We start from the raw sequence: 25,265 nt of genomic DNA, 5'->3' as shown, positions 1-25,265 counted from the left end.
GGAATAAATAATTATGAAAGAAATGTATGCACAGCTCGGAATCTCCTCAGAAGTGTATGACTTCGGTCATAAAATCGAGGAATCCTTAAAAGAAAGATTTGAGAAATTTGACAAAACCGCAGAATACAACCAGATGAAAGTTCTCCTTGCCATGCAGAAGAACAAAGTAAGCGCAGAGTGCTTCGGCAGCTCATCCGGTTACGGTTATGATGACATTGGCCGTGAAACTCTTGAGAAAGTCTATGCAGATACGTTCCACACAGAAGCATGTCTGGTACGTCCGCAGGTCACATGCGGAACTCACGCACTGGCAATCGCCTTATTTGGAAATCTCCGTCCAGGTGATGAACTTCTGGCGCCTGCTGGAAAACCATACGATACTCTGGAAGAAGTCATCGGCATTCGTCCATCAAAAGGTTCTCTCGCAGAATACGGTGTAACTTACCGCCAGGTAGAACTTCTAGAAGACGGAACTTTCGATTATGACAGCATCCGCAAGGCGATCAATGAGAAAACCCGTCTCGTAGAGATCCAGCGTTCTAAAGGATACCAGACCCGTCCTTCATTTTCCGTAAAGCAGATCGGTGAACTGATCGCTTTCGTTAAGAGTATCAAACCGGATGTAATCTGCATGGTAGATAATTGCTATGGTGAATTCGTAGACACCATCGAACCTAGTGATGTAGGCGCAGATATGGTTGTCGGCTCTCTGATCAAGAACCCGGGCGGCGGACTTGCACCAATTGGCGGATATATTGCAGGAACAAAAGAATGCGTAGAGAACGCGTCCTACAGAATGACTTGTCCTGGACTTGGCAGTGAAGTAGGCGCTACTCTCGGAGTAAACCGTTCATTCTTCCAGGGATTTTTCCTCGCACCAATGGTTACCAAGGGAGCGTTAAAAGGTGCTGTATTTGCAGCAAACGTTTATGAGAAATTGGGGTTCCCTGTAATCCCGAATTCTACTGAGGAGCGTCAGGATATTATTCAGGCAGTAAGCCTTGGCACACCGGAGGGACTGATCGCATTCTGTAAAGGAATCCAGGCAGCAGCACCGGTTGACAGCTATGTAGATCCGGAGCCTTGGGACATGCCGGGATATGACAGCCAGGTAATTATGGCAGCAGGAGCATTTGTACAGGGATCTTCCATCGAGCTTTCTGCAGATGGCCCGATGAAACCGCCATATGCAGTATATTTCCAGGGCGGACTTACCTGGGAACACGCAAAGCTTGGCGTACTGATGTCCCTGCAGAAAATGGTAGATAAGGGTCTTGTGACTTTAAAATAACAATGATTGAGTTGAGGGTGGATTATGAAGAAAAGGCAGGTAGTGATCGTAGGAGCCGGTGCTTCGGGAATGACAGCGGCGATCATGGCGGCCAGAAACGGGGCAGCAGTCACTGTTCTGGAACAGAATGAGAAACCAGGAAAAAAAATCTGCGCAACAGGAAACGGGAAATGTAATTTTTCCAATCTTGCAATGCCGGAAGATGCATACAGAGGCAGACATCCGGAATTTGTAAAAGATGCATTTGAGCGGTTTTCTGTCAAAGATACGGTAGAGTTCTTCAAAGAACTGGGAATCTTTCCGCTGGACAGGAATGGATATCTCTATCCGCGAAGTAATCAGGCACAGAGTGTTGTGGATGTATTATGCATGGAAGCTTCCCATCTGGGGGTAAAGATAAAGACAAATGAGCAGGTCACTGCCATAGAACCTGCCAGAAATGGCAATAACTTCCAGATATTGACCAAGGGATGGCACTACGAAGCAGATGCGCTCATACTTGCCAATGGTTCAAAGGCATCCTCTATTTCCGGTTCTGACGGAAGCGGCTATGAGCTGGCAAAGAGTCTTGGACATCATATTATTCCTGTATATCCGGCTCTTACAGCTTTAAAATGTAAAGGAAACAGCTACAAAGGCTGGGCCGGAGTCAGAACCGAGGGACGAATTTCCCTGCTGGTAGATAACGAACTTTGCAGCTGCCAACAAGGAGAACTCCAGCTGACTGAATATGGAATCTCGGGAATTCCTGTATTTCAGCTGAGCAGATATGCAATTTGCGCAGTGAAAACTGGAAAAAAAGCAGTTTTGAAAATTAATTTTCTTCCGGAATGTACAGTCGATGAGGTGAAAGAACTTCTTCACCAGCGAAAAAAAGATTGTCCATACAAAAATGAAAAAGAACTTCTCACAGGACTGTTTCCTGAAAAACTGATCAATGTACTGACTTCTCAGAAAAATCTGATTTCTGCTATTACTGAGTATACACTGGAAGTTACAGATGGTTTATCCTTTTCCCAGGCGCAGGTTTGTTCCGGAGGAGTAGATACCAGCGAAATCGTAAACGAAACTATGGAATCCAGATTCTGTCCCAATGTATATATTGTAGGAGAGCTCCTGGATATTGACGGGACATGCGGCGGATACAATCTTCAGTGGGCATGGAGCAGCGGTGCCGCAGCCGGAATCCATGCAGCAAAGGAGTATAAAAGATGATTCGAATTTCCCAGATGAAACTCCCGGTAGGACATACCCGGGAGCAGCTTGAAAAAAAAATTGCCAAAATATTGAAAAATCCAGGATGTTCTTTTTCCTATGAGATAAAAAAACAATCTCTGGATTGCAGACACAAAAATGACAAAATTTTCGTGTATACTGTAGATGTGAAAATCCGGGATGAACAAAAGATTGCAAGAAAAGTTAACAATAATAATGTTATGGTAACTAAAGAAAAAGTATACCAGTTCCCAACACCTGGAGATATCCCGTTGCTGCATCTGCCTGTTATTATCGGAAGCGGACCGGCAGGAATCTTCTGCGGCTGGTATCTGGCCCGGGCAGGTTATCGTCCTTTGATCCTGGAAAGAGGAGAAGAAGCAGATAAGCGTCAGAAAACGGTTGAAAATTTCTGGAAAAACGGAGTATTGGATCCAGATTCCAATGTACAGTTCGGAGAAGGCGGCGCAGGAACTTTTTCTGACGGAAAACTAAATACACTTGTGAAAGATCCATATGGACGTAATCATGAGGTACTGAAACGCTTTGTTGAAGCAGGAGCTCCCAACGAGATTCTCTATCAGCAGAAACCTCATCTGGGAACCGATGTCCTTATTGGAATTGTCCAGAAAATGCGTCAGGATATTGAAGATATGGGAGGTCATTTCAGATTCCGTTCCAAAGTAACGGATCTGCATTTTACAAATGGTTCTCTGACAGAGATTGAGATCAACGGACAGGAAAAAATCCCTGCACAGGTATGTGTTCTGGCAGTGGGACACAGTGCCCGCGATACATTTGAAATGCTTCACAGGCGCGGAGTGTTCATGGAACCGAAATCATTTGCCGTAGGACTTCGTATTGAACATCCCCAGTCCATGATCAATGAGGATCTTTATGGAGAAGCAGAAAATGAACTTCTGGGAGCTGCAAGCTATAAGGTTACACATAAATGTGCAAATGGCCGTGGCGTTTATTCTTTCTGCATGTGTCCTGGAGGATATGTGGTAAATGCATCTTCTGAACCTGGAAAACTGGCAGTAAATGGAATGAGTTATCAGGCCAGAGATTCCAGGAATGCCAACAGTGCAATGATCGTAACTGTATCTCCCGAGGATTTTCCGGAAAAAGGGCCATTGGGTGGCGTCAGTTTCCAGAGAGAACTGGAACGTAAAGCATGGGAACTTGGCGAGGGAAAGATTCCAGTGCAGCTTTTCGGTGATTTCTGTAAAAATCAGCCAAGTGTTTCTCTGGAAGAGATCACTCCATGTATGAAAGGAGAATATACACTGGCCAATGTACGGTCGATATTGCCGGAAACTGTAGGAAATTCCATAGAAGAAGGGGTTCATTCCTTTGGAAAAAGAATCTCCGGATTTGACAGGAATGATGCATTGTTAAGCGGTGTGGAAAGTCGTACTTCTTCACCGGTTCGTATTGTTCGTGACAGTGATCTGTTGTCAAATATAGAAGGAATATATCCCTGCGGAGAAGGCGCAGGATATGCAGGCGGTATTACCAGCGCAGCTATGGATGGAATTAAGATTGCAGAAGCTATTTCTAAAAAATACAGAAATTTTTAGGGGAGAGTATACATCCTTTCGCTTTTATGCTAGAATATAGGTTGCAATTTGCCCGGAAGTTGTCAGAGAGCATTGGACAATGCTATGAAAAACATTATAAAGAATTTACCTGAGGATCAACGTCCCTATGAGAAATGTTTTTATCAGGGAGAAGATACACTCAGTGACAGTGAATTGCTGGCTGTGATCCTGCGCAGTGGTACCAGAGAACAGAATTCTCTGTCACTGGCACAGACAGTTTTGCAGTATATGGAGAAGTCCTCCTATTCCGGTCTGATGGGACTTTTACATATCTCAGTGGAAGATCTGATGAAAATTCATGGAATCGGACGTGTCAAGGCAGTTCAGCTTAAATGTATCGGAGAATTGTCCAAAAGAATTGCTACAACTGCTGCCCGATCCCAGCTTTCATTAAACAGTCCGGGGTCGATCGCAGCATATTACATGGAGCAGTTAAGACATGAAGAGCAGGAACTTGTAATCTGTATGATGGTCGATGTGAAGGGCCATTTTCTGGGAGATAAGATATTAAGCAGAGGAACCGCAACCAGTTCGCTGGTAACCCCCAGGGAAATTTATATAGAAGCTTTACGTCGTCATGCAATAAGCCTGATAATGATTCATAATCATCCCAGCGGGGATCCGTCTCCCAGTCCGGAGGATGTTGAAATTACAGAAAGAATTTATCAGGCAGGGGAAATACTGGGTATCCCTCTTCTTGATCACATTGTGATTGGTGATCACAGATACTGTAGTTTTGTAGAAACCGGGTTATGGGAGACATGTACAGGATAACGGGATATTGCCCGTAAACAGTAACAATAAAAGGGGCAGATAAATGCTGTTTGAGAAAACATACGGGATAGATTTGGGAAGCAGTTCTGTAAAAGTCTATTCTTTTTTTAGAAACAAAAGTTATATGGAAAAAAACATGGTCGCATCTAAAGGCCGCAGGATTATTGCCATGGGCAATGAAGCTTACGAAATGTTTGAAAAATCACCGTCAGATATTTCTGTCTGTTCGCCAATGGCTTTCGGTATGATCGCGAACCTGGAGCTTCAGGAAATCGTACTGTACAGTATGATCCGCAAGATCGATCACATCCTGGGATTTGGATCTGTTATGTATTTTACAGTTCCCCTGGATATGACAGCTGTAGAAAAAAGAGCTTATTTTCATGTGGCCAATGGACACTGGCTCAGAAAAAACAGGGTATTTATGGTAGAAGCTCCCATTGCAGATGCACTGGCAATGGGAGTGGATCTGGAGGATCCGGCTGGAAATATGATAGTCAATATAGGTGCCCAGAGCACCGAATTTTCCATCATCACCGGTGGAAAGATCATTATCAGCAAAAAAATTCCTGTGGGCGGCAGGCAGCTGAATGAATCTATCTGTACAGAAATACGTAAGCGTTATAATCTGCAGATAGGTACACGTACAGCCAAGAGACTGAAAATGGTTATGGGCCGTCTCAGTGATCAGAAAAAGGGAGTACGCAAGGTAGTAGGAATTGACAGTATTTCCGGTTTACCACGAGAAGAAATCATTTCGTCTTATGTAGTCAATGACGGGATCATGAACTGCGTTAATGAAATCGGTCAGGAAATGAAAACTTTTCTGGAGCGTATTCCTCCGCAGATTTCCTATCATATAGCCAGACAGGGAATCTACATAACCGGAGGAAGCACGAGACTTCCCTATATTGATCAGTATCTGGCAAGTTATACAGGTTTTACCTTTAATCTGTCAGATCTTTATGAGAAATCAGCAGTTACCGGTCTGGAGAAAATCATAAGAAATAAAGACCTGCGTAAATGGGCAGTGCCGGTTACGCAGAGAAAACTATAATTTTTAGGGGTGCATTATGAAGAACCTGAAAAAGAAAGTACGTTTCAGAATAAACTTAAAAAGTAAACATTTGCTGGCTATCATGACTATTTTCTGCATCAGCTGTATTGTAGCAACTTTTGCTTCGGGAATTACCACTGCACCGTTACAGGATGCGGCAGGTGCCCTGATCGTTCCTTTTGAGAACAGTATCAACAATATCAGTTCAGTTCTTACAGGAATCCAGAGCAGCATGAGAGACAAGCAAGAAATACTTGTAGAAAACGAAAACCTGAAAGCTCAGGTGGACAGTCTGACAGAACAGAACAATAAACTGATCCAGGATCAGACAGAACTTGTGAGATTACAGCAGATGTATAATCTGGATCAGCAGTATACAGAATATCCGAAGGTTGCTGCCGAGATCATTTCCAAGGATCCGGGAAACTGGTATGATACTTTTATGATCAACCGTGGTTCTGCAGATGGGATCCGTGTGGATAACAATGTAATCGCAGGAAAAGGTCTGGTAGGAATTGTCACAGAAGTGGGAACACACTGGGCAACCGTACGTTCTATCATTGATGACAGCAGCAATGTCAGCGCTATGACTGTCAGTACTCAGGATAATTGTGTGGTTGAGGGTGATCTGGAGCTGATTGATGAGGGAAAGTTAAGTTTCAGCCAGTTATATGATCAGGATAATAAAGTTACAGTAGGCGAACGTATCGTCACTTCCAATATCAGTGAAAAATATGTGGAAGGCCTTTTTATCGGTTATGTAAGTGATATTCAGCAGGATAGCAATAACCTGACAAAAACAGGAACAATTGTTACACCTGTGGATTTTCAGCATCTGAAGGATGTCCTGGTTATTACTGTAAATAAGCAGGATTCTATTACTGAAGGAGGACAGAATGAAGAGTAAGATCACACTTTTTTTCACAATTCTCATCTGTTTCCTTCTCCAGTGTACAGTGATGCATGTAATCTCCATCGGATCTATCACGCCGAATCTGATCCTTGTCCTGTGTATTTCCATGGGACTGATGCGAGGCAGGAAAAATGGAATGTGGACCGGCTTTTTCTGTGGATTTCTGGTTGATATGTTTTATGGATCCGTGTTTGGATTTTATGCACTGATCTATATGTATATCGGATTTTTAAGCGGATATGCTCACAGAATCTGTTATGATGATGATCTGAAAGTTCCGATCCTTCTGGCAGGTGTGGGAGATCTGCTTTATGGGATATCTGTTTATGCTCTACAGTTTCTTCTCCGAGGAAGGCTGGGACTGGGAACTTATCTGTACAGGATTATACTTCCGGAAATTTTTTATACGATCATTCTGACCCTGGTAGTTTACCGGGTCTTTCGCTATATTAACTATCACTTAATGAATCCGTTAAAGAAAGAAAGTGAGTCGATTTGGGTACTAAAATAAAACGATTTTTCAGAAAAATACGCATAAAACGTACAACTATACTGGTACTGGTTTTTGTGTTTATGTCTGCAACTCTGGTACGACAGCTTTTTGAGCTTCAGATCATTCAGGGACAGGATTATATCAGCAAATTTGAATCACGTACCACAAAGAAACGTGTGATCAAAAGCACACGAGGAAATATTTACGACAAAAATGGCGAAGAGCTGGCAACAAACGTGCTGGCGTACTCCGTTACCTTTGAAGACAATGGAACTTATGATTCTACCAGAGAAAAAAATCTTACTTTAAATGGAACTGCCTATCAGGTGCTTAATATCCTGGAGTCTAATGGAGATACTATCAGTAATAATTTCCATATTGTACTGGATGACAGTGGAAATTATAAATTTGATGTAGAAGAAGGTTTTACATTAAACCGTTTTCGTGCAGATATATATGGACAGGCACTGATCGATAACCTTACAAAAAAACAAAAAAAAGCCACTGCAGATGAGATGATGGAATACCTTACAGGAAGCAGCGGATTTTCGATCGTGTTAGACGGAGACAAAGCTTATACAGAAGAAGAACTGACCTCACACAATCTGCCTCTGGAACTGACCAGACAGGAGATTCTGGATCTGGCTATCATTCGTTACGAGCTGAGTACCAACAGTTTCAAAAAATATATGGCAGTGACTATTGCAACAAATGTAAGTGAACAGTCTGTGGCTGCTATTAAAGAAAATCAGTCTGAACTTCAGGGAATTGATATTGTGGAAGATTCTGTCCGCAAATATATTGATGACGTGAGTATGGGACCGATCCTTGGTTACACAGGACAGGCATCAGCAGATGAACTGGAAGAACTGCGTAAAAAGAATCCGGATTATGCAAATGATGCTATTGTTGGTAAAGTTGGAATTGAAAATTATATGGAAACAGCACTTCAGGGCAAGGATGGAGAAGAAACTGTTACTGTAGACAATCTTGGAAAAGTATTAAAAATTGACTCGGATACCAGAGTGGAGCCGGTGGCAGGGAATGAGGTATATCTGACGATAGACAGCAGCTGGCAGTCTGCCGTTTATCAAATCCTTAAACAGAGAGTCGCCGGTATTCTTCTTTCCAAGATTGAAGCCACCAAGACGTATGATTATAGTGTTCAGGACGCGGCACAGATTAAGATTCCTATCTATGATGTATACAATGCGCTGGTCTCCAACAGTGTGATAGATATCAGCAAATTCAGCAAAGCAGATGCTTCTGATACAGAAAAAAATTTATATGCCAAATTTCAACAAAAGCAGCAACAGGTTTTTGATACAATAACAGAGAGGCTGACAGGAGAAAACCCAGCAGCACTCAAGGATGAAGATGATCAGATCCAGGAGTACATGACTTATATCTGTGATGATCTTCTCAGAGATACCCTTGGAATCATTTCCAAGAACGCCATTGATACTTCAGATGCAACATATCAGGCATGGACCAATGATAAGAGCATCAGTTTGAAAGATTATCTGACCTATGCTGCAAGCCAGAACTGGATTGATATCTCCAAAATCTCTACAGAAGGAGAATATCTTGATTCTTCAGAGGTTTACCAGGCCCTTACCAGCTATGTGATTGATTATCTGAAAACAGACAACAGTTTTTCGAAACTATTGTATAAATATATGCTTCAGGAAGATACGATCTCCGGTCAGGAACTGTGCCTGGTTCTCTATGAGCAGGGAGTACTTTCCAAAGATGACGGCATGTATGAGTCACTTGCTTCCGGAGCTATGACGCCTTATGATTTCATGGTCAACAAAATTTATACTCTGGAGATTGAGCCTGCACAGCTGGCACTGGAGCCTTGTTCTGCATCTGCAGTAATTACAGATGTTAATACAGGAGATGTACTGGCCTGTGTATCTTATCCTGGATATGATAATAACCGTCTGGTCAACAATATGGACACTGACTATTACGCCAAACTTTCTCTTGACCAGTCCAGTCCGTTTTTTAATAAGGCAACACAGCAGACTACTGCACCGGGTTCTACTTTCAAAATCCTGTCTACCATTGCCGGTATGTCAGAAGGTGTAGTGGATGATAGTACTTATATCAATTGTACAGGCTCCTTTGACCTGGTTACTCCTGCGATCAACTGCTGGAACAAGCAGGGACATGGGGAAATTGAAATCAGGGAAGCAATTGAGCAGTCATGTAACTATTACTTTAATATGGTAGGTTTTAAACTTGGCCAGGATGAAAACGGAGATTTTTCTGAAAACCGGAGCTTGACAGTACTTCAGAAGTATGCATCTGAAATAGGACTGGACAAGAAAACAGGTATCGAACTTACAGAATCTTCTCCACAGGTATCAAATGCTTATGCAGTACCATCCTATATTGGACAGGGTACTAATGCATATACCACCAGCCAGCTTGCACGTTATGCAACTACTATTGCAACCAGCGGTACTGTTTATGATCTTACACTTCTGGACAGACAGACAGATTCCAAAGGATCTGTTCTGAAAGAGTATGAACCGAATGTGATCAACACTATGGATGTTTCACAGAATGTATGGGATGATATCCATGATGGTATGTATCGTGTAGTTCAGACGCATAAACAATTTGATGGCCTTGGTGTCCAGGTGGCAGGTAAGACAGGTACAGCCGAGGTGGATGGTGTTTACCATCCCAACCATGGTATGTTTATCGGTTATGCACCTGCTACAGATCCACAGTATGCCATTGCTGTCCGTATCGAGAATGGTTACAGTTCCGGTAATGCGTGTCTTGCAGCTGATGATATTTTCAAATATATTTTCCAGCTGGCAGATGAACAGACGATTCTTACAGGTGTTGCTGCCAGTGATACCAGCGATACATCGAATGATTAAGATACAATGGAACCAGAAATACATTGGGAGAATACCAGAAGTATGGAAGCTATCTTTTAGGAGGAATAGAAACTATGAGTGAAGTCATTGTGATTACTTCCGGAAAAGGCGGAGTAGGTAAAACTACGACAGCTGCCAATATAGGAACCGGTCTTGCCATGCTAGGAAAGAAGGTTGTGGTAGTAGATACAGATATCGGTCTTCGTAACCTGGATGTAGTTCTTGGACTTGAAAACAGGATCGTGTATAATCTGGTAGATGTGATAAACGGGAACTGCCGTCTGCGTCAGGCTCTGATCAAAGATAAGCGTCATCCGGATCTGTGCCTTCTTCCATCAGCACAGACGAAAGATAAGACAGCTGTTTCACCGGAACAGATGATCAAGCTTACAGATGACCTGAGAGAACAGTTTGATTATGTACTTCTGGATTGCCCTGCAGGAATTGAGCAGGGATTTAAAAATGCTATTGCAGGAGCTGATAAAGCACTGGTAGTTACAACTCCGGAGGTTTCCGCGATCAGAGATGCAGACCGTATCATTGGTCTGTTGGAAGCTAACGATATCCGTGATATTCATTTGATCATAAATCGCCTCAGACCGGATATGATAGCCAGAGGTGATATGATGTCTGTGGATGATGTGACTGAAATCCTTGCTGTAGATCTCATAGGAACGATTTTGGATGACGAGCAGATCGTGATCGCAACCAATCAGGGAGAACCGCTTTCAGGCAAGGGATCTCAGGCTGAAGAGGAGTACCAAAATATCTGCAGGCGTTTGATGGGAGAAGAGGTTCCTTTCAGCGACATTAACCAGAAGAAGGGATTCTTTAAAAGACTGGGAAATATGTTCAGAAAATAAAAGGAGGGAATTTGTGTGAGAGCTTTTTTCAGGGAAAAGAAACGCTCCGCAGGATATGCCAGGGACAGGATGAAACTGCTCCTTATATCAGAACGGATAGACTGCTCTCCGCAAATGATGAAAATGTTACGGAATGACCTGATACATACCGTGAAGAAATACCTTACCATTGATGAAGAACAGGTAAAAATACAGATTTCACAGGAGCCGGCAGTGCTTCATGCGTATATTCCTGTTCGGAATAAAAAGGACAGATAAATATGTTAAAGCAATATAAGTTACGATTTTATAATTTCAGACTGGTAGTGTTTCTGCTTGCCATCAGTATGATTGGTGTTACACTGGTTGGAACTGCTGCTTCAGATCTGAAGTCTAAACAGTTTGTAGGAGTGATTCTGGGTGTAATCTTTATGTTAATATTGTCACTGATGGATTATTCCTGGCTGATGAATTTTCAGTGGATCATGTATGGATTTAACATCGTTATGCTGGTGATAGTACGTATTGCCGGAAACAGTGCCAACGGTGCAGCCAGATGGATCAGTATCGGATCCTTTACATTTCAGCCTACAGAGTTATCGAAGATTATACTGATTGTGTTTTTTGCAAAATTTTTCATGGATAATGAGGAACATCTGAATACACCGAAAACTCTTGGACTGTCAGCAATACTTCTTGCAGTACCGTTGTTTCTGATTCTGCAGCAGCCTGACCTGAAAAATACCATTACTGTTATTGTTATATTCTGTATTATGATCTATATCGCAGGTTTAAGTTATAAGATCATAGGAGGGGCTCTCCTGATCGCAGTACCGCTTTTGATCATCTTTTTGTCAATTGTGGTCCAACCGGATCAGAAACTGATCAAAGATTATCAGAGAGACCGTATTATGTCTTTCCTGTATCCTGAAAATGAAGAATATTCAGATAATATCGAACAGCAGAATAATTCCAAAACTGCTATCGCATCAGGAGAGCTGGTTGGAAAGAAATTAAGTGGTGATGACAGTGTAACTTCTGTAAATCAGGGTAATTTTGTTTCTGAGAATCAGACAGACTTTATTTTTGCAGTTGCAGGTGAGGAATATGGATTTCTGGGATGTGTGGTAATCATATTGTTGCTGCTGGCAATTTCTTTTGAATGTATCCGGATGAGCCTGCGGGCGAAGGATCTGTCAGGAAAGATCCTTTGCTGCGGCGTAGGCGGTCTGGTTGCACTTCAGAGTTTTATTAACATCTGTGTTGCTACAGGACTTGCACCAAATACAGGTACACCTCTTCCATTTGTAAGCTATGGACTGACTTCTCTGATCAGTTTGTATATTGGTATGGGACTTGTTCTCAATGTAGGTCTTCAGAGCAGCACATACAACAAAGAAATCATGAAAAAGGAAATAGACAGGAGAGAGGAATACTTATGAGATTAGGAAAGTCATCTCCTCAGAAGACACCTGAGAAAAAGTCAGCGACACCGTACAAAAATATGTCAGGGAACAGAAATATCAGAAAAGAAAGTGCAAGACCGGTTCATACGACTGTACTTCCAAAGTCTCAGAGACCTTCCCGACAGCTGGAACTGACAGAACAGAAAAAAGCAAAAGCTGCCGTTCAGAAGAGATCCCGTTATAAACGTGCCAGAGGGAAGCGAATCGGCCATACGATACTGCTTCTTCTCATACTGGTGCTGGCCGCAGGCGGTGCTTATGTGGCAATGCAGATCATGAGAGGAAACTATGTCGGAAAACCGGTTCAGGCATTTGATTCTTCACAGGTTTTTACGAATAGTCTGGCTTCAAAAGAAAACATGAAAACAACCTCTTTTGCCCAGAAATTATGTGTTTCTTCTAAAGGCGATGTGGACAAGATACAGAATGTATCTTTAGAAGATGATCAGAGCGGTCTGTTGTTCAGTCTGAACAACCATAAAGTATTATATGCAAAGGGAATTTATGATAAGGTTTATCCGGCAAGTATTACCAAGATCATGACTGCAATGCTTGCATTGAAAAGTGGGAAACTGGATGATAACGTAACGATTTCCCAGGAAAATGTTACATTGGAAGAAGGTTCTCAGGTGTGTGGGTTCTCAGCAGGTGATCAGGTAACATTGGATCAGCTTTTGCATTGTCTTCTGGTATATTCAGGAAATGATGCAGCTTCTGCTATCGCTGAATATGTGGGTGGAAGTACAGAGAATTTTGTCCAAATGATGAACAGCTATGCGGCAGCACTGGGATGCACAGGGACACATTTCACTAATCCACATGGTCTTCAGGATGAAAATCATTATACCACACCATATGATATTTATCTGATGTTGAATGAAGCGATGAAGTATAAGGAATTTACAGAAATTACACAGTTGTCTTCCTATACAGTTAATTATACAGGTGCAGATGGTTCCGCATTGAGTACAACCCTTCAGGCTACTGATCATTATCTTACAGGAGAGGCAACTCCGCCGAAAGATGTGACAATCCTTGGGGGAAAAACAGGAACAACAGACTCAGCCGGCAATTGTCTGGCTATTCTGACGCAGAATGCTTACGGAAAGACTTTCGTATCTATTGTGATGGGAGCCTCCAGTAAAGATCTTCTGTATCAGGAAATGAATTCTCTGCTTCAGAATATTAACAGTTAAATAATTGGCATTTTTGTGCTACAATAACTGCAGTGACTGAAATGGTTACTGCAGTTTTTTAATTAATGGAGATGAAGAAAATGAGAAACATAGAAGAATTAAAAGATTTAAGGGAGCAGGGAAGAAATCTGATCGAACGAAAGCGGGATGAATTTGTAAGAAACAGTCTGCTTTCGGATGAATTCCTGGAGATGCTTGAGAAGAACAAAAAGCCCATGGATCTGCTGATGTCTTATTATAAATGTGCAATTATGGAAATAGAGACCAAATTCAAGGTTTTAAATCAGGAATATTCTTTGCAGTATGATAAAAATCCAATAGAAAGCATCAAGACCCGGGTAAAATCTTATGACAGTCTGCTGCGGAAAATACGCAGAAAAAATATTCCTCTGACATTGGATTCCATAGAAAAAAATATTAATGATATTGCAGGAGTCAGAGTCATCTGTTCTTTTCCTGACGACATTTATGAGATCGCAGAAAGTTTTTTGAACCAGGACGATATTACCCTCATTGAGGAAAAGGACTATATCAAAAATCCTAAACCCAGTGGCTACAGAAGTCTTCATCTGATCGTACAGGTACCGATCTTTTTGCAGAATACCAAGAAATTTGTAACTGTTGAAGTACAGCTTCGCACTATAGCAATGGACTTCTGGGCAAGCCTTGAGCATAAGATGAGATATAAGAAAAATATCGCCCCGGATCAGATCAAATTTCTTCAGGATGAACTTTCTGACTGTGCAAAGCAGAGTGCAGCACTGGATGAACGGATGCAGAATATCCGAAACGTGATCATTCAGAACTCTCCGGAGGAAGAAGATGAAGAGGGAATCTTTCTTCCTATGGGGCTGCCCATTACACGAGAAAACAGGAGAAAACAATTATGAGTGACTGTATCACAACTTACACCGGCAGACATATCGATCCGGTAAATCCTGATCCGGATATGATCTGCATAGAAGACATCGCACATGCCCTGTCCCTGATCTGCCGCGGAAACGGTCATGTACAGACGTTCTTTTCTGTAGGGCAGCATTGTATCAACTGTGCCAGAGAAGCTCTTGCAAGAGGCTGTTCTGACCGTATGGCATTGGCATGCCTTCTCCATGATGCCAGCGAATGTTATTTATCCGATGTACCAAGGCCATTCAAAAAGACTCTGGCAGGCTACAAAAGACAGGAAGAATCTCTGCTGAATTTAATTTACGAGAAATATCTGGGAAATTTACTGACCCAGGAAGAAAAAAAACAGTTAAAAGAAATTGATGACGACATGCTCTGGTTCGATCTGACGTATCTTCTTAACGAGACCCAGACAACAAAAAAGCCATTGGTTCATATTTCTATAGATTATAAAGTACATCCATTTGAATACACGGAAAAAGAATATCTGGAACTGTTTCATTTTCTTACACAGAAGGCAGGCAGGTAAAAATTTTCTGACAACAGGGACGGTACTGAAAAATTCATCTCTTTGGTTCAATGAATAATAAAATTTAAAAAATTCAATAAAAATTCACAAAAAAGTGCAAATACCACTTGTGTTTTTGAATAATATGCACTATAATATATAACATATTAATTGAAGTTTTTAGTCAAAATTAATATTATATGTGTCTAAGGAGGAAAACAGCATGGTTGAACTGATTGTAGGAAAGAAAGGCAAAGGCAAAACAAAAGTACTGTTAGATAAAGTAAATGGTGCAGTAAAAGAGGCAAATGGAAGCATTGTCTACTTAGACAAGAGCACAAAACATATGTACGAACTCAATAACAAAGTACGTCTCATTGATGTATCCGGATTCCCGATTAAGAATGCAGATGAATTTGTTGGATTTATCTGTGGTATTCTTTCTCAGGATCACGATCTTGAACAGGTATATCTTGACAGCTTCCTTAAAGTTGCGAAACTGGAAGACAAAGATATTACAGCTACTCTGTCACAGTTAGATGAGATTGGCAAACAGTTTAACGTTACTTTTGTAATCAGCGTATCTTTAGACAAAGAAGAAGTTCCTGAAGCATTCCACGATAAGATTGCAGTGGCTTTATAATAAATAAAAACAAACAGGAAAACAGTCTTTTATTATAACTTGATACTAAAAACTACATAGCGTAAACAAAAGGATATCTGCCTGTATTGTGATTGCAGATATCCTTTTTAGTTGCATTTTGTGACTGTACCTGTTATTATGAAGAAATAGTGTATATATGAATAAAAATTCAGAAGCAATAAATTAGCAAAATGCAAAATCATTATTGGGCTATAAGCAAACAGCGAAGGGGATAATTTTATCTGCCAGACTAAAATAGTGAGAAGAATAAAAGGAGATTAACATGGAAGAACTGTATAGAACAATTGAAAAGAAAATTAAAGATGCCGGATATCCAAGAGCTATTTCCGGTGAAGCGGTTTATGGAGACATTTGTGACCAGATTGAAGGAAAAGAGAACGGATCCTATGTTTTACTTTCCAAATTTGAGGATGATATTATCTTTGAATATCATATTACTGTTATGGATGAAGAGTTTAATCTCGGTGTACTGACAATGCGCACTCCTGAGGGTGTATTTGAGACGGATTTCGATGAAGAATAAGTAAATTTGAAAAGTAATGCAGATGTATCCCGGATTCTGTCAGGGAAAGATATCCGGGATACATCTGCATATATAAATATAAGAACTCAATCTTCCCGTAAATGAACTGCAGTGGCTGCTTTACGGCGTCTGGCATCATCCATGGCTGCATAATGCTTCTTAGTGGTATTTACGTCTCTATGGCCTAATACATCGGCTACAAGGTAAATATCACCGGTTTCCTGGTACAGAGCAGTGCCATAGGTACTGCGAAGCTTATGTGGAGTGATTTTCTTGGTAGTCGTGATTGCACGGGAGTATTTCTTTACCAGATTTTCAACGGCCTGGATGCCGATTCTTTTTCTCTGGGTAGAATAGAAGAGAGCGTGTTCATGCCCGGCTATGGAAACTATATTTTCACGGACTTCTATATATTTTTTCAGGGCTTTTTCTACTTCACGGCCAAAATATACCACCATTTCATTGCCGCCTTTTCGGGTGACTTTAATTCCATTATTTTTAAAATCCACATCTTCAACATCCAGTCCTACGCACTCGGATACACGGATTCCTGTACCAAGCAGGAGAGTAACGATCGCTAAATCACGTTCCTTGGTTTTTTCGTAATAAACACGTTTCTGACCGGTAAGCTCATCGCCACAGTGTTCTATATAATCCAGAAGCATAGCAACTTCATCGGCATCAAGTCGGATAATGCTTTTTTCATGAGTTTTCGGAACGTCTATGAGAACAGTTGGATTAGTTTTGATAAATTCATGCTTATAATAATATGCATAGAAGCTCCTTAAGGCAGAGATTTTTCTCTTTAATCCACGTTCGCCGTTTGTCTCGGTTTTGTCCCCGTTTTTGTAGACTTTCAGATATTCCTGATATTCCTCAATATCAACTGCTTTAATCTGATCCAAAACATCCACAGTGAAATCTTTCATAGAACAATCCTTAAAAACAGGATTCTCATCCAGCAAAAACTGGAAAAAGATACGGATATCATAGGCATAGGAAATTCGCGTTTTTGTAGTAGTAAGCGGATCCATAGCGCGAAAATAATCCTTACAGAAATCAGGAAGCGTTTTTAAAACAGCACGAAGCTTCAGGATATTCAGAATATCGGTTTGCTCATGGTAAGTAACTTTTTTATTATCATTATAATCTGCGTAATTGTCCATTGAAAAACTCCTTTAGAATATAAACTGGTCAACACAAAAATTATACCATGAAAGTGGCTTTAAAGCAATATCTATATGAAAAACTCGCGTTTGTCGTATAGATATAAAACACTCTTATTTCACTATCAAACTATGTAAAAATCCCTTTGTATACATATAACACACATATATAAAGTAATAAACCAAACTATGATAAAAAAATAAAACAGATACGATAAACCATGTTTCTCATTTAACGTATCTGTTATGTTATTATTTACTATGTAATATAGTAATATAAAGTTTATTATAATATGTTTGGCCCGGTCTGCGCCAAATACCTGTTCACCCTTTTCTGAACCTGCAAATGCGATCAGAAAATCAATAGATAAAACATCTGCTTCCAGTTCATTAAGATATTCCTGTGTTACTGTTGCCTCTTCCGGTGTGTTCTGTTTTTGATCCCATACAATCTGATATTGCATGATCCAGTTCAGGAATTGTCTTTTTAACAGAAATCAGACATTCATCCTTCAGGAAACAATGTCTGGAATATGCGGTGGTACAGATTTCATTTTTAGTCCGGTTAAAGAATTCATAGTTAAATTCCAGAGAAATACCATTATATTTTTTTATACTTACACGGATTTCAATCTCATCATCAAATGAAACCTGTTTTTTATAAGAAACAGAAATTTCTACTACAGGAGATATCACTCCCAGTTCTTCTACTTTTTTATAACTGAACCCCATCTGATCCATATATCCAATCCGGGCTTCTTCCATCCATTTTACATAATTGGAATGATGAATGATACCCATTTGATCTGTTTCATGATATTGAGCTTTACGTAAATATATGTACATATTATGTAACCTTCTTTCGCTGATTTTACAGGAACACTCAGGATGGTTGTTTCACATAGTTTAAAGGATTCTGATTCACACCGTTTACCTTAACACCGAAATGCAGATGAGCACCTGTACTGTTTCCTGTATTTCCCACATAACCAATAATCTGTCCTTTTCTTACGGTAGCTCCTACTTTCAGGGTTGGATAGAATTTGGACTGATGCATATATTCGGTGATCAGTCCTCTCCCATGGTTGATCATGGTATAATACCCTGCTCCGCCGCTTGCAGAAGGCTTTTGCAAAGCTACAACTGTGCCGCCGGCAGCTGCATAGATGGGCGTTCCTATAGGAGCCGGGATATCAATTCCTTTATGGCTTGTGGAGCCAATACCACCTGGTGACTGTCTCTTTCCGAAATAACTGCTGATATACTTATAGCCTTTTAATGGCCAGCGGAAAGAAACCTTTTGATAATCTGGAATCAGTGCTCCGTCATCTCCTACGTAATTATTCTTATCAATCCATTGCCTGACTGCCATTGCTCCGGTAGACGGACTGAAATAATACTGTTTGCCACGAATAGTCACCCACCCTGTCTCGCGGGCACCGGTAGACGGATTCAGATAATATTTTTTATTGTTCAGCTTCAGCCATCCTGTAGCCAGTACACCATTTGGTTGTGCATAATACCTAGATCCATTTTTGGAAAACCATTTGCCGGTACAGAGTTTCCCATCAGACAGAAAATAATAGCGATGTCCGGATAAAGTCAGGAAACAGCTGTCATAACGGATTCCATTCGTGGATTTAAAATAATATCGTTCTCCATCTATCTCCTGCCAGCCAGTCAGCAATTTACAATCAGATTTCCTGAAATATCTGTAATAGGCATCCGGTTTATAGAATCCCTTTACCAGTTTTCCATTAGCTGCAGCGTAATAATAGGAACCATCTGTTTCTTTATACCATCCATTTTTTACCAGTCGTCCGTTATTACGGTTAAAAGAATACCAGACGCCTTTGACTTTATAACGGCCTTTGGCCATCTTTCCATCAGCTTTCAGATAGTAGGTAGATCTGCCATTCTTCTGAAAGCAGTTTTTCAGCATTTTACCCTTATTTGAAAAACAATAATAGGTTTTTCCTACTTTATGAAAACCGGAACGTATTACACCGTCTTTCCAGAAATAGTATTTATTTCCTGCCGGAGTGGTAATCCATCCGGTATACATATATCCGTTTTTTTCATCAAAGAAATAAGTCTTGCCGTTTACCGTCTGCCAGGTAGTCAGCATTCGTCCCTTTGCGTTAAAACAGTATTTTTTCCCATTGATCGTAAGGATACCGGATTTGGCTGCACCGGTTTTTCCAAAATAGTATTTACGGCCGGAAGAAGGCTGATACCATCCTTTTATCAGCTTTCCTTTTTTGTCATAAAAATACCAGTAATTTCCTTTTTTAACAAAACCTGTTGTTTTTGCTGCCGCCTGAACTGTAACTGCAGAAGATTGTATGAACCCCCCGGAACATACAACTGCGATAAAAAGACAGATCACAGCAAGCAGATACCTTCTCTTTTTCATGGAGGATGTCTCTCCTTTTCAGACAACACAATTCAATTAGAAACTTTACATAATTGCTTCATCCAGAATAATGGTAAAAGGTCCATCATTTTCTAAAGAAACCTTCATATCTGCACCGAAAATCCCCTCTTCCACTACCGGGATCTGTTTCCGGGCTTCCTGGATCATATACTGATAAAGTTCATTGGCCATATCCGGCGCTCCTGCATTTGTGAAACCAGGGCGGTTTCCACGTTTACAGTCTGCATAAAGCGTAAACTGGGAAATCATCAGAAGTTCTCCTTTTACATCTGCCAGTGACAGGTTTGTTTTCCCGTTTTCATCCTCAAAAATACGAAGCCCCAGGAGCTTTTTCAGATATTTATCAGCAATCTGCCTGGTATCTTCGTGCCCTACGCCGATAAAAACCAGCAACCCTTTTCCGATTTTACCGCAGATATTGCCATCTACAGCAACCTGTGCGTGATTTACACGCTGGATCAGTAATCTCATTTTTTCTTCTCCTGTTTTGTTTTTATTTGGTGATACCTGTCTTTTAAAATGCGCCATGCCTGTTTTATATATTCCCAGACAATCTGAAGAAACTTAAGCAGATATTTCCAGATAAGCAGAACCAGATGGGAAAATGGATTCCATATTTTCATAAAGAAATTGTTTCTGTTTTCTGCAAGCTTTTCAGGAGATATTTTGCGTGGTTCTTCTTTACGAAGAGGAACTACTTCTCCTGTCCGATCATCCAGACAGTCAATATTTACATAGGCTTCCTCCTGTACAGGCATTTTACGTTTGCTTAAAGAATGATCGATCAGACGCCATCCCATTGCATAAAGTACTGCGAAAACCGGAACACCGGCGATCATTCCCGGAACACCGAAAAGGCCGCCGCCAATAAGGATCGCAACAATGACCATAAAACTGGAAAGTCCTGTAGTTTCGCCCAGAATCTTCGGCCCCAGGATATTCCCATCAAACTGCTGAAGAAGCAGGATAAAGATGGCAAAATACAGCCCCTTTAAAGGATCTACCACCAAAATCAGGAGGATACATGGAATAGCTCCGATGTACGGTCCAAAAAATGGAATGATATTTGTAACACCTATGATCACGCTGACCAGGATAGGGAATGGCATATGGAGAAGCAGCATTCCAATATAGCACAGAACTCCGATAATGGCTGAATCAAGAAGCTTGCCGTATATAAATCCTCCGAATGTTTTATGTGTAAAACGCATGGCATGGATCAGCAGATTCGCCCATTTGTGAGGCAGCACTGCGTATACGAACATTTTGCTTTTGGCAACAAACTTCTCTTTGTCTGCAAGCACATACAAGGCAACGATCGCTCCGATCAGAAAATTCTTCATAAATGTCAGAATATCAAAAATACCTGCTGAAATGTTTTTAAGCATATCCTGCATCTGCGGCAGAATATTGGTAGTCAGGTAATCCTGTGCCTTTGCAGAATACTGATTGATCATATCAATGGTTTCTGAATTCAGGTTCCATCCATGTTCAACAAAAGAATTAAGCCATTTTTCAATAACCTTTACATAGTATGGAAAGCTGTAGATAATACTCATAACACTTCGGATCAGCTGAGGAAGTACCATCATGAGCAAAGCATAAATGAGCACCCAGAATAAAAACATGGAAAGAATAACACATGCCCAGCGGATCGCGCGTTTTCCTTTTTTCTGCAGATGAACCTCATGTTTTTTTAGCTGTGGGTAGATTAGTTTCTGCTCAAATAGATTGATCAACGGACTGAGAAGATAGGCCAGAATCACACCATAAATAATAGGGGCCATAATCCCCAGAAAAGTTTTAATCCCGATGATCAGAGTCTTCATGTGAAAAATACCGTAATAAAACAGCATACTGGCGGCAATTACCAAAAAAGCGGTTACACCCCAGTGCAAATAGCGATTGTCCCAACGAAACTTCATAACATCCTCCTTTTTAAGATGGTACGATTATAACATTTTTTTTAATAGATGTCTCTGGATTTAATGAAATTTTAATAAAATAATATAGGGAACAAATAAAGACTCCTGCCCAAATCAGCAGAAGCCTTTATTTGATGATATTTATTTTTTCATGGAGTCAAATATTTCAATTGCCTGGATGATAGCTTTAGCTGCGCCTTCAATTCCAAGTTTACTACTGTCTACACAGAGGTTGTAACTGGCAGCAGCGCCCCATTTCTTATTTGTATAGTAATTGTAATAACTGGAACGGCTTTTATCTGTTTTATTGATCATGTCTTTGGCTTCTTTTGGTGTTTTATTATGCTTCTGAGCCAGACGGCTGATCCGCCAGTCTGTGTCTGCATGAACAAATACACTGAAGCAGTCTTTGTATTCTGCCAAAGCATAATCTGCACATCTTCCAACCATAACACAGGGGCCTTCAGAAGCCAGTTTCTTGATCGCATCAAACTGCGCAAGAAAAACCTTATGATTCATAGGCATATCTGTAAAGCCAGCTGAAGAATAACCGAAAGAATAGGTGTCCATTACCAGAGAATATAAAAAGCTGTTGGTAGGCCTCTCATCATGATTTTCAAAAAGTTCCTTGCAGATGCCGCTTTCATTGGCTGCATGCTCCAGAAGTTCTTTATCATAGCATTTAACGCCGAAGTATTTTGCAACTTCCTGCCCTATCTGCCTGCCTCCACTTCCGTATTCACGTCCTATTGTAATAATTGAACTTGTACTGTTCATAAGCTACACTCCCTTCCGTCACGTCTTTTGTATCATTATTATACAATATTTGAGGAAAAATGCAAATTATTTTCGCAATTTATCTAATAATTTAATAAAATATTCGGGCAAAGGTGCAGTGAATTCCATATATTCTCCTGTGGAAGGATGCACAAATCCAAGTATCATAGCGTGAAGGGTCTGTCCCTGAAGATGATACGGATTTTTACCGGAACCATAGACTTCATCTCCAAGGAGCGGATGCCCGATACTGGTCATATGTACACGGATCTGATGTGTACGTCCTGTTTCCAGACGGCACTCAACATAGGTGGCATTCCTGAATCGTTCCAGAACCTTGTAATGGGTAACTGCGTTTTTGCCATTTTTGTAATTGATAGCCATTTTTTTGCGGTCAACAGGATGACGGCCGATGGGGCCTTCTATTGTTCCCTCGTCTTCTTTCAGAACACCCGATACAACGGCACGATATCTTCGCCTGATAGAATGCTCCTTTAATTGTTCAGCCAGATCCCGGTGTGCATTATCATTTTTACATACAAGGAGTGCACCTGTGGTGTCTTTATCAATCCTGTGCACGATTCCGGGGCGGAGAACACCATTAATACCGGAAAGGTTATCTTTGCAGTGAAACATAATAGCATTTACCAGTGTACCTGAAGTATGTCCTGCGCTGGGATGTACAACCATTCCTTTGGGTTTATTTATGATCAGTACGTCCTCATCCTCATAGAGAATATCCAGAGGAATATCTTCGGGCAGAATATCCGGCTCTTCCATGTCCGGTACTTCTACAGAAATCTCATCCTGTATTTGAACCTTATAATTGGCCTTCACCGGGGCATTATTTACTTTTATTTTCTGTTCTTTCAGAAGTTTCTGAATGTAAGAGCGTGATAATTCTTCATTTTTTTCAGAAAGATAGCGGTCAATCCGAATACCGGACTGACCGTCAGAAACATGATAGTTAAGAATTTCCATAATATTAATCCTTTTTTAATCGCAAAAAGTGATAGTCTTCGTCGTTTTTGTATTTAAAGCACACCAGAATGACCAGCAGAATCCCACTACATACAACATAGATATCAGCCATATTAAAGACAGGGAAATCAATCAACGAAAAATAGATAAAATCCACCACATATTTACGAAATACCCTGTCAATAAAGTTGCCTAAAGCGCCGGATACCATGATTAAAGAAGTTATTGTCAATGGAAGGTAATAACCTGTTCTCGGAATCCGTGCATATACATAAAAAAATACACAGAAAAACAGAACACACAAAATTACAAAAACAGGAATCTTCCCCTCAAATAAACCGAAAGCCATTCCGCGGTTTTCAAGATAATGCAACTGAAGAACCCCGGGGATCAAAATGATATCCGGCGTGTTTTTCAACCTGGTAAGAACAAAATACTTGCTTCCCTGATCCAGAAATGTCAGTATAAAAATAATGGTGCATCCCTTAAGCCAGTGTACCCAGACCGGTTTCACTGAATTTACTGTCATATAAGAATCTCCCTGATGGCCTGAAGTAATTCCTGGTCAGTAACTGTTTTGTCAATGAAACTTTTGCCAATGCCATCCATAAGAATAAATTTAATGTGTCCTGCTTCCATTTTCTTGTCTTTCTTTGTGGCTGCAAGAACATCTTCCGCATTGAGGGAATCAACAGAAAGAGGAAGATCAAAAGCCTGGCAGCCTCTGCGGATTTCTTCATATTCCTGTTCAGTTAATAACCCACGTTTCATGGAGAGAAAGGCAGCCGCGATCAGACCAACACCGACACACTGACCATGAAGGAGCTGAAAATCTTTCAATTTCTCTACTGCATGACCAACAGTATGCCCTAAATTAAGAAGAGCACGTTCTCCCTGTTCTTTAGGATCTCTCTCCACAACACCAGCTTTAATTTCACAACATCTGCGGATCATACGGGACAATACATCTATATCCATCTGTTCGATAGCGGATTGGCTAGAACATACAAATCTGAAAAAATCTCCGTCGCAGATCAGTCCTGTTTTCAGAATTTCGCCCATACCGCAGGCAAATTCTTTCGCAGGAAGACTTCTCAGAGAAACCATGTTCATATATACAAGACGTGGCTGATGGAAAGCACCTACCATATTTTTGTACTGCTGAAAATCTACACCTGTTTTTCCACCGACACTGCTGTCTACCTGAGCCAGAAGTGTGGTAGGAACCTGTATGAAATCAATTCCCCGGAGATAGGTAGCTGCTCCGAAACCAGTAAGATCTCCTACTACCCCGCCGCCTAATGCAACCAGAAGCCCCTTTCGATCCATCTCATGTTCGATCAGGGTTTTATAAAGCTGCTGTACTGTATCAAGATTCTTATTTGGTTCACCTGCTTCAAATACAAATGAAAAGACACAGGAGGAAACTTTCTTCAGTTCAGTCTCGACTGCTGTGTAATATAAAGGTTCTACATGACTGTCTGTAACAATGCAGACTTTTCGATCCTGAAGTCCCTCAGCTGCAACAGCCTGAGAAAGAAAGCTGAAATCTTTTTCAAAATAAATAGGATAATGAAAGTCGCCTTCTCGTTTTACAAGTAATTTCTGTTCTGCCATTCTGCTAATC

At 40.8% G+C, this 25,265-nt stretch carries 25 protein-coding genes; 16 read left to right on the top strand and 9 right to left on the bottom strand.

The features are described from left to right. Positions 1 to 13 precede the first annotated feature (13 nt). From R8695_RS08180 to R8695_RS08105, 16 genes are all read left to right on the top strand, one after another. The gene (locus R8695_RS08180) at positions 14 to 1,291 is read left to right on the top strand and encodes a methionine gamma-lyase family protein (RefSeq protein WP_118511465.1); all 1,278 of its coding nucleotides are present in this window, start codon (positions 14 to 16) and stop codon (positions 1,289 to 1,291) included. Positions 1,292 to 1,315: 24 nt separating this feature from the next. Continuing rightward, on the top strand, positions 1,316 to 2,506 hold the full coding sequence (locus R8695_RS08175; RefSeq protein ID WP_154780629.1) for a BaiN/RdsA family NAD(P)/FAD-dependent oxidoreductase: 1,191 nt from the start codon (positions 1,316 to 1,318) through the stop codon (positions 2,504 to 2,506). After that, positions 2,503 to 4,089 (top strand): NAD(P)/FAD-dependent oxidoreductase, encoded by a 1,587-nt coding sequence (locus R8695_RS08170; protein ID WP_154780628.1) that lies wholly within the window; start codon positions 2,503 to 2,505, stop codon positions 4,087 to 4,089. The genes R8695_RS08175 and R8695_RS08170 overlap by 4 nt, the downstream gene beginning before the upstream one ends. Positions 4,090 to 4,173: 84 nt before the next feature. Beyond that, positions 4,174 to 4,884 (top strand): RadC family protein, encoded by a 711-nt coding sequence (radC, locus tag R8695_RS08165; protein ID WP_118511471.1) that lies wholly within the window; start codon positions 4,174 to 4,176, stop codon positions 4,882 to 4,884. A 43-nt stretch (positions 4,885 to 4,927) separates the two neighbouring features. After that, the gene (locus R8695_RS08160) at positions 4,928 to 5,941 is read left to right on the top strand and encodes a rod shape-determining protein (RefSeq protein ID WP_118511473.1); all 1,014 of its coding nucleotides are present in this window, start codon (positions 4,928 to 4,930) and stop codon (positions 5,939 to 5,941) included. A gap of 16 nt (positions 5,942 to 5,957) precedes the next feature. Next, positions 5,958 to 6,848 (top strand): rod shape-determining protein MreC, encoded by an 891-nt coding sequence (gene mreC / locus R8695_RS08155; protein ID WP_118511475.1) that lies wholly within the window; start codon positions 5,958 to 5,960, stop codon positions 6,846 to 6,848. Beyond that, positions 6,838 to 7,365, top strand: coding sequence for a rod shape-determining protein MreD (gene mreD / locus R8695_RS08150; protein ID WP_118511477.1), 528 nt, complete (start codon positions 6,838 to 6,840; stop codon positions 7,363 to 7,365). The genes mreC and mreD overlap by 11 nt, the downstream gene beginning before the upstream one ends. Next, positions 7,350 to 10,247, top strand: coding sequence for a penicillin-binding transpeptidase domain-containing protein (locus tag R8695_RS08145; RefSeq protein WP_118511479.1), 2,898 nt, complete (start codon positions 7,350 to 7,352; stop codon positions 10,245 to 10,247). The genes mreD and R8695_RS08145 overlap by 16 nt, the downstream gene beginning before the upstream one ends. Positions 10,248 to 10,321: 74 nt before the next feature. Next, positions 10,322 to 11,110, top strand: a complete 789-nt coding sequence (gene minD, locus R8695_RS08140) for a septum site-determining protein MinD (protein WP_118511481.1) — start codon at positions 10,322 to 10,324, stop codon at positions 11,108 to 11,110. A 15-nt stretch (positions 11,111 to 11,125) separates the two neighbouring features. Further along, positions 11,126 to 11,368 carry a cell division topological specificity factor MinE gene (gene minE / locus R8695_RS08135; protein WP_118511483.1) on the top strand — a complete coding sequence of 81 codons (243 nt, stop codon included), beginning with the start codon at positions 11,126 to 11,128 and terminating at the stop codon, positions 11,366 to 11,368. A 2-nt stretch (positions 11,369 to 11,370) separates the two neighbouring features. Beyond that, positions 11,371 to 12,531, top strand: coding sequence for an FtsW/RodA/SpoVE family cell cycle protein (locus tag R8695_RS08130; RefSeq protein ID WP_118511485.1), 1,161 nt, complete (start codon positions 11,371 to 11,373; stop codon positions 12,529 to 12,531). Beyond that, positions 12,528 to 13,751: a D-alanyl-D-alanine carboxypeptidase family protein gene (locus tag R8695_RS08125; RefSeq protein WP_243139551.1), complete on the top strand. Its 1,224-nt coding sequence runs from the start codon at positions 12,528 to 12,530 to the stop codon at positions 13,749 to 13,751. The genes R8695_RS08130 and R8695_RS08125 overlap by 4 nt, the downstream gene beginning before the upstream one ends. 71 nt (positions 13,752 to 13,822) lie before the next feature. Next, entirely contained in the window at positions 13,823 to 14,641 is an 819-nt protein-coding gene (locus R8695_RS08120) for a GTP pyrophosphokinase (protein ID WP_118511548.1), read from the top strand. Beyond that, on the top strand, positions 14,638 to 15,186 hold the full coding sequence (locus R8695_RS08115; RefSeq protein ID WP_154780627.1) for a hypothetical protein: 549 nt from the start codon (positions 14,638 to 14,640) through the stop codon (positions 15,184 to 15,186). The genes R8695_RS08120 and R8695_RS08115 overlap by 4 nt, the downstream gene beginning before the upstream one ends. Positions 15,187 to 15,388: 202 nt before the next feature. Continuing rightward, complete coding sequence (locus tag R8695_RS08110) at positions 15,389 to 15,808, top strand: twitching motility protein PilT (protein ID WP_118511489.1); 420 nt, start codon at positions 15,389 to 15,391, stop codon at positions 15,806 to 15,808. Positions 15,809 to 16,091: 283 nt separating this feature from the next. Further along, positions 16,092 to 16,352: a hypothetical protein gene (locus R8695_RS08105; RefSeq protein ID WP_118511491.1), complete on the top strand. Its 261-nt coding sequence runs from the start codon at positions 16,092 to 16,094 to the stop codon at positions 16,350 to 16,352. Between the two features lie 86 nt (positions 16,353 to 16,438). Here the strand turns inward: R8695_RS08105 and R8695_RS08100 are convergent, their stop codons facing one another. From R8695_RS08100 to aroB, 9 genes are all read right to left on the bottom strand, one after another. Beyond that, positions 16,439 to 17,518 carry a tyrosine-type recombinase/integrase gene (locus tag R8695_RS08100; protein ID WP_118511493.1) on the bottom strand — a complete coding sequence of 360 codons (1,080 nt, stop codon included), beginning with the start codon at positions 17,516 to 17,518 and terminating at the stop codon, positions 16,439 to 16,441. 390 nt (positions 17,519 to 17,908) lie between these two features. Further along, complete coding sequence (locus tag R8695_RS08095) at positions 17,909 to 18,364, bottom strand: acyl-CoA thioesterase (RefSeq protein WP_118511495.1); 456 nt, start codon at positions 18,362 to 18,364, stop codon at positions 17,909 to 17,911. 37 nt (positions 18,365 to 18,401) lie between these two features. Then, on the bottom strand, positions 18,402 to 19,934 hold the full coding sequence (locus tag R8695_RS08090; protein WP_154780626.1) for a peptidoglycan DD-metalloendopeptidase family protein: 1,533 nt from the start codon (positions 19,932 to 19,934) through the stop codon (positions 18,402 to 18,404). Between the two features lie 45 nt (positions 19,935 to 19,979). Then, positions 19,980 to 20,426: a D-aminoacyl-tRNA deacylase gene (gene dtd, locus R8695_RS08085; RefSeq protein ID WP_154780625.1), complete on the bottom strand. Its 447-nt coding sequence runs from the start codon at positions 20,424 to 20,426 to the stop codon at positions 19,980 to 19,982. Further along, entirely contained in the window at positions 20,423 to 21,880 is a 1,458-nt protein-coding gene (locus R8695_RS08080) for an AI-2E family transporter (RefSeq protein ID WP_154780624.1), read from the bottom strand. The genes dtd and R8695_RS08080 overlap by 4 nt, the downstream gene beginning before the upstream one ends. 141 nt (positions 21,881 to 22,021) lie before the next feature. Further along, complete coding sequence (locus tag R8695_RS08075) at positions 22,022 to 22,657, bottom strand: cytidylate kinase-like family protein (RefSeq protein WP_118511503.1); 636 nt, start codon at positions 22,655 to 22,657, stop codon at positions 22,022 to 22,024. 66 nt (positions 22,658 to 22,723) lie between these two features. Further along, positions 22,724 to 23,638: an RluA family pseudouridine synthase gene (locus tag R8695_RS08070; protein WP_118511505.1), complete on the bottom strand. Its 915-nt coding sequence runs from the start codon at positions 23,636 to 23,638 to the stop codon at positions 22,724 to 22,726. A gap of 4 nt (positions 23,639 to 23,642) precedes the next feature. Continuing rightward, positions 23,643 to 24,167, bottom strand: a complete 525-nt coding sequence (lspA, locus tag R8695_RS08065; protein WP_118511506.1) for a signal peptidase II — start codon at positions 24,165 to 24,167, stop codon at positions 23,643 to 23,645. Next, positions 24,164 to 25,255, bottom strand: a complete 1,092-nt coding sequence (gene aroB / locus R8695_RS08060; RefSeq protein WP_118511508.1) for a 3-dehydroquinate synthase — start codon at positions 25,253 to 25,255, stop codon at positions 24,164 to 24,166. The genes lspA and aroB overlap by 4 nt, the downstream gene beginning before the upstream one ends. Positions 25,256 to 25,265: the final 10 nt, after the last annotated feature.

This window comes from Blautia luti (assembly GCF_033096465.1).
In the GTDB taxonomy this organism is placed as follows: domain Bacteria; phylum Bacillota; class Clostridia; order Lachnospirales; family Lachnospiraceae; genus Blautia_A; species Blautia_A luti.
Note: the sequence above shows the minus strand (reverse complement) of the source record. Positions and strands in the feature narration are given on the sequence as shown.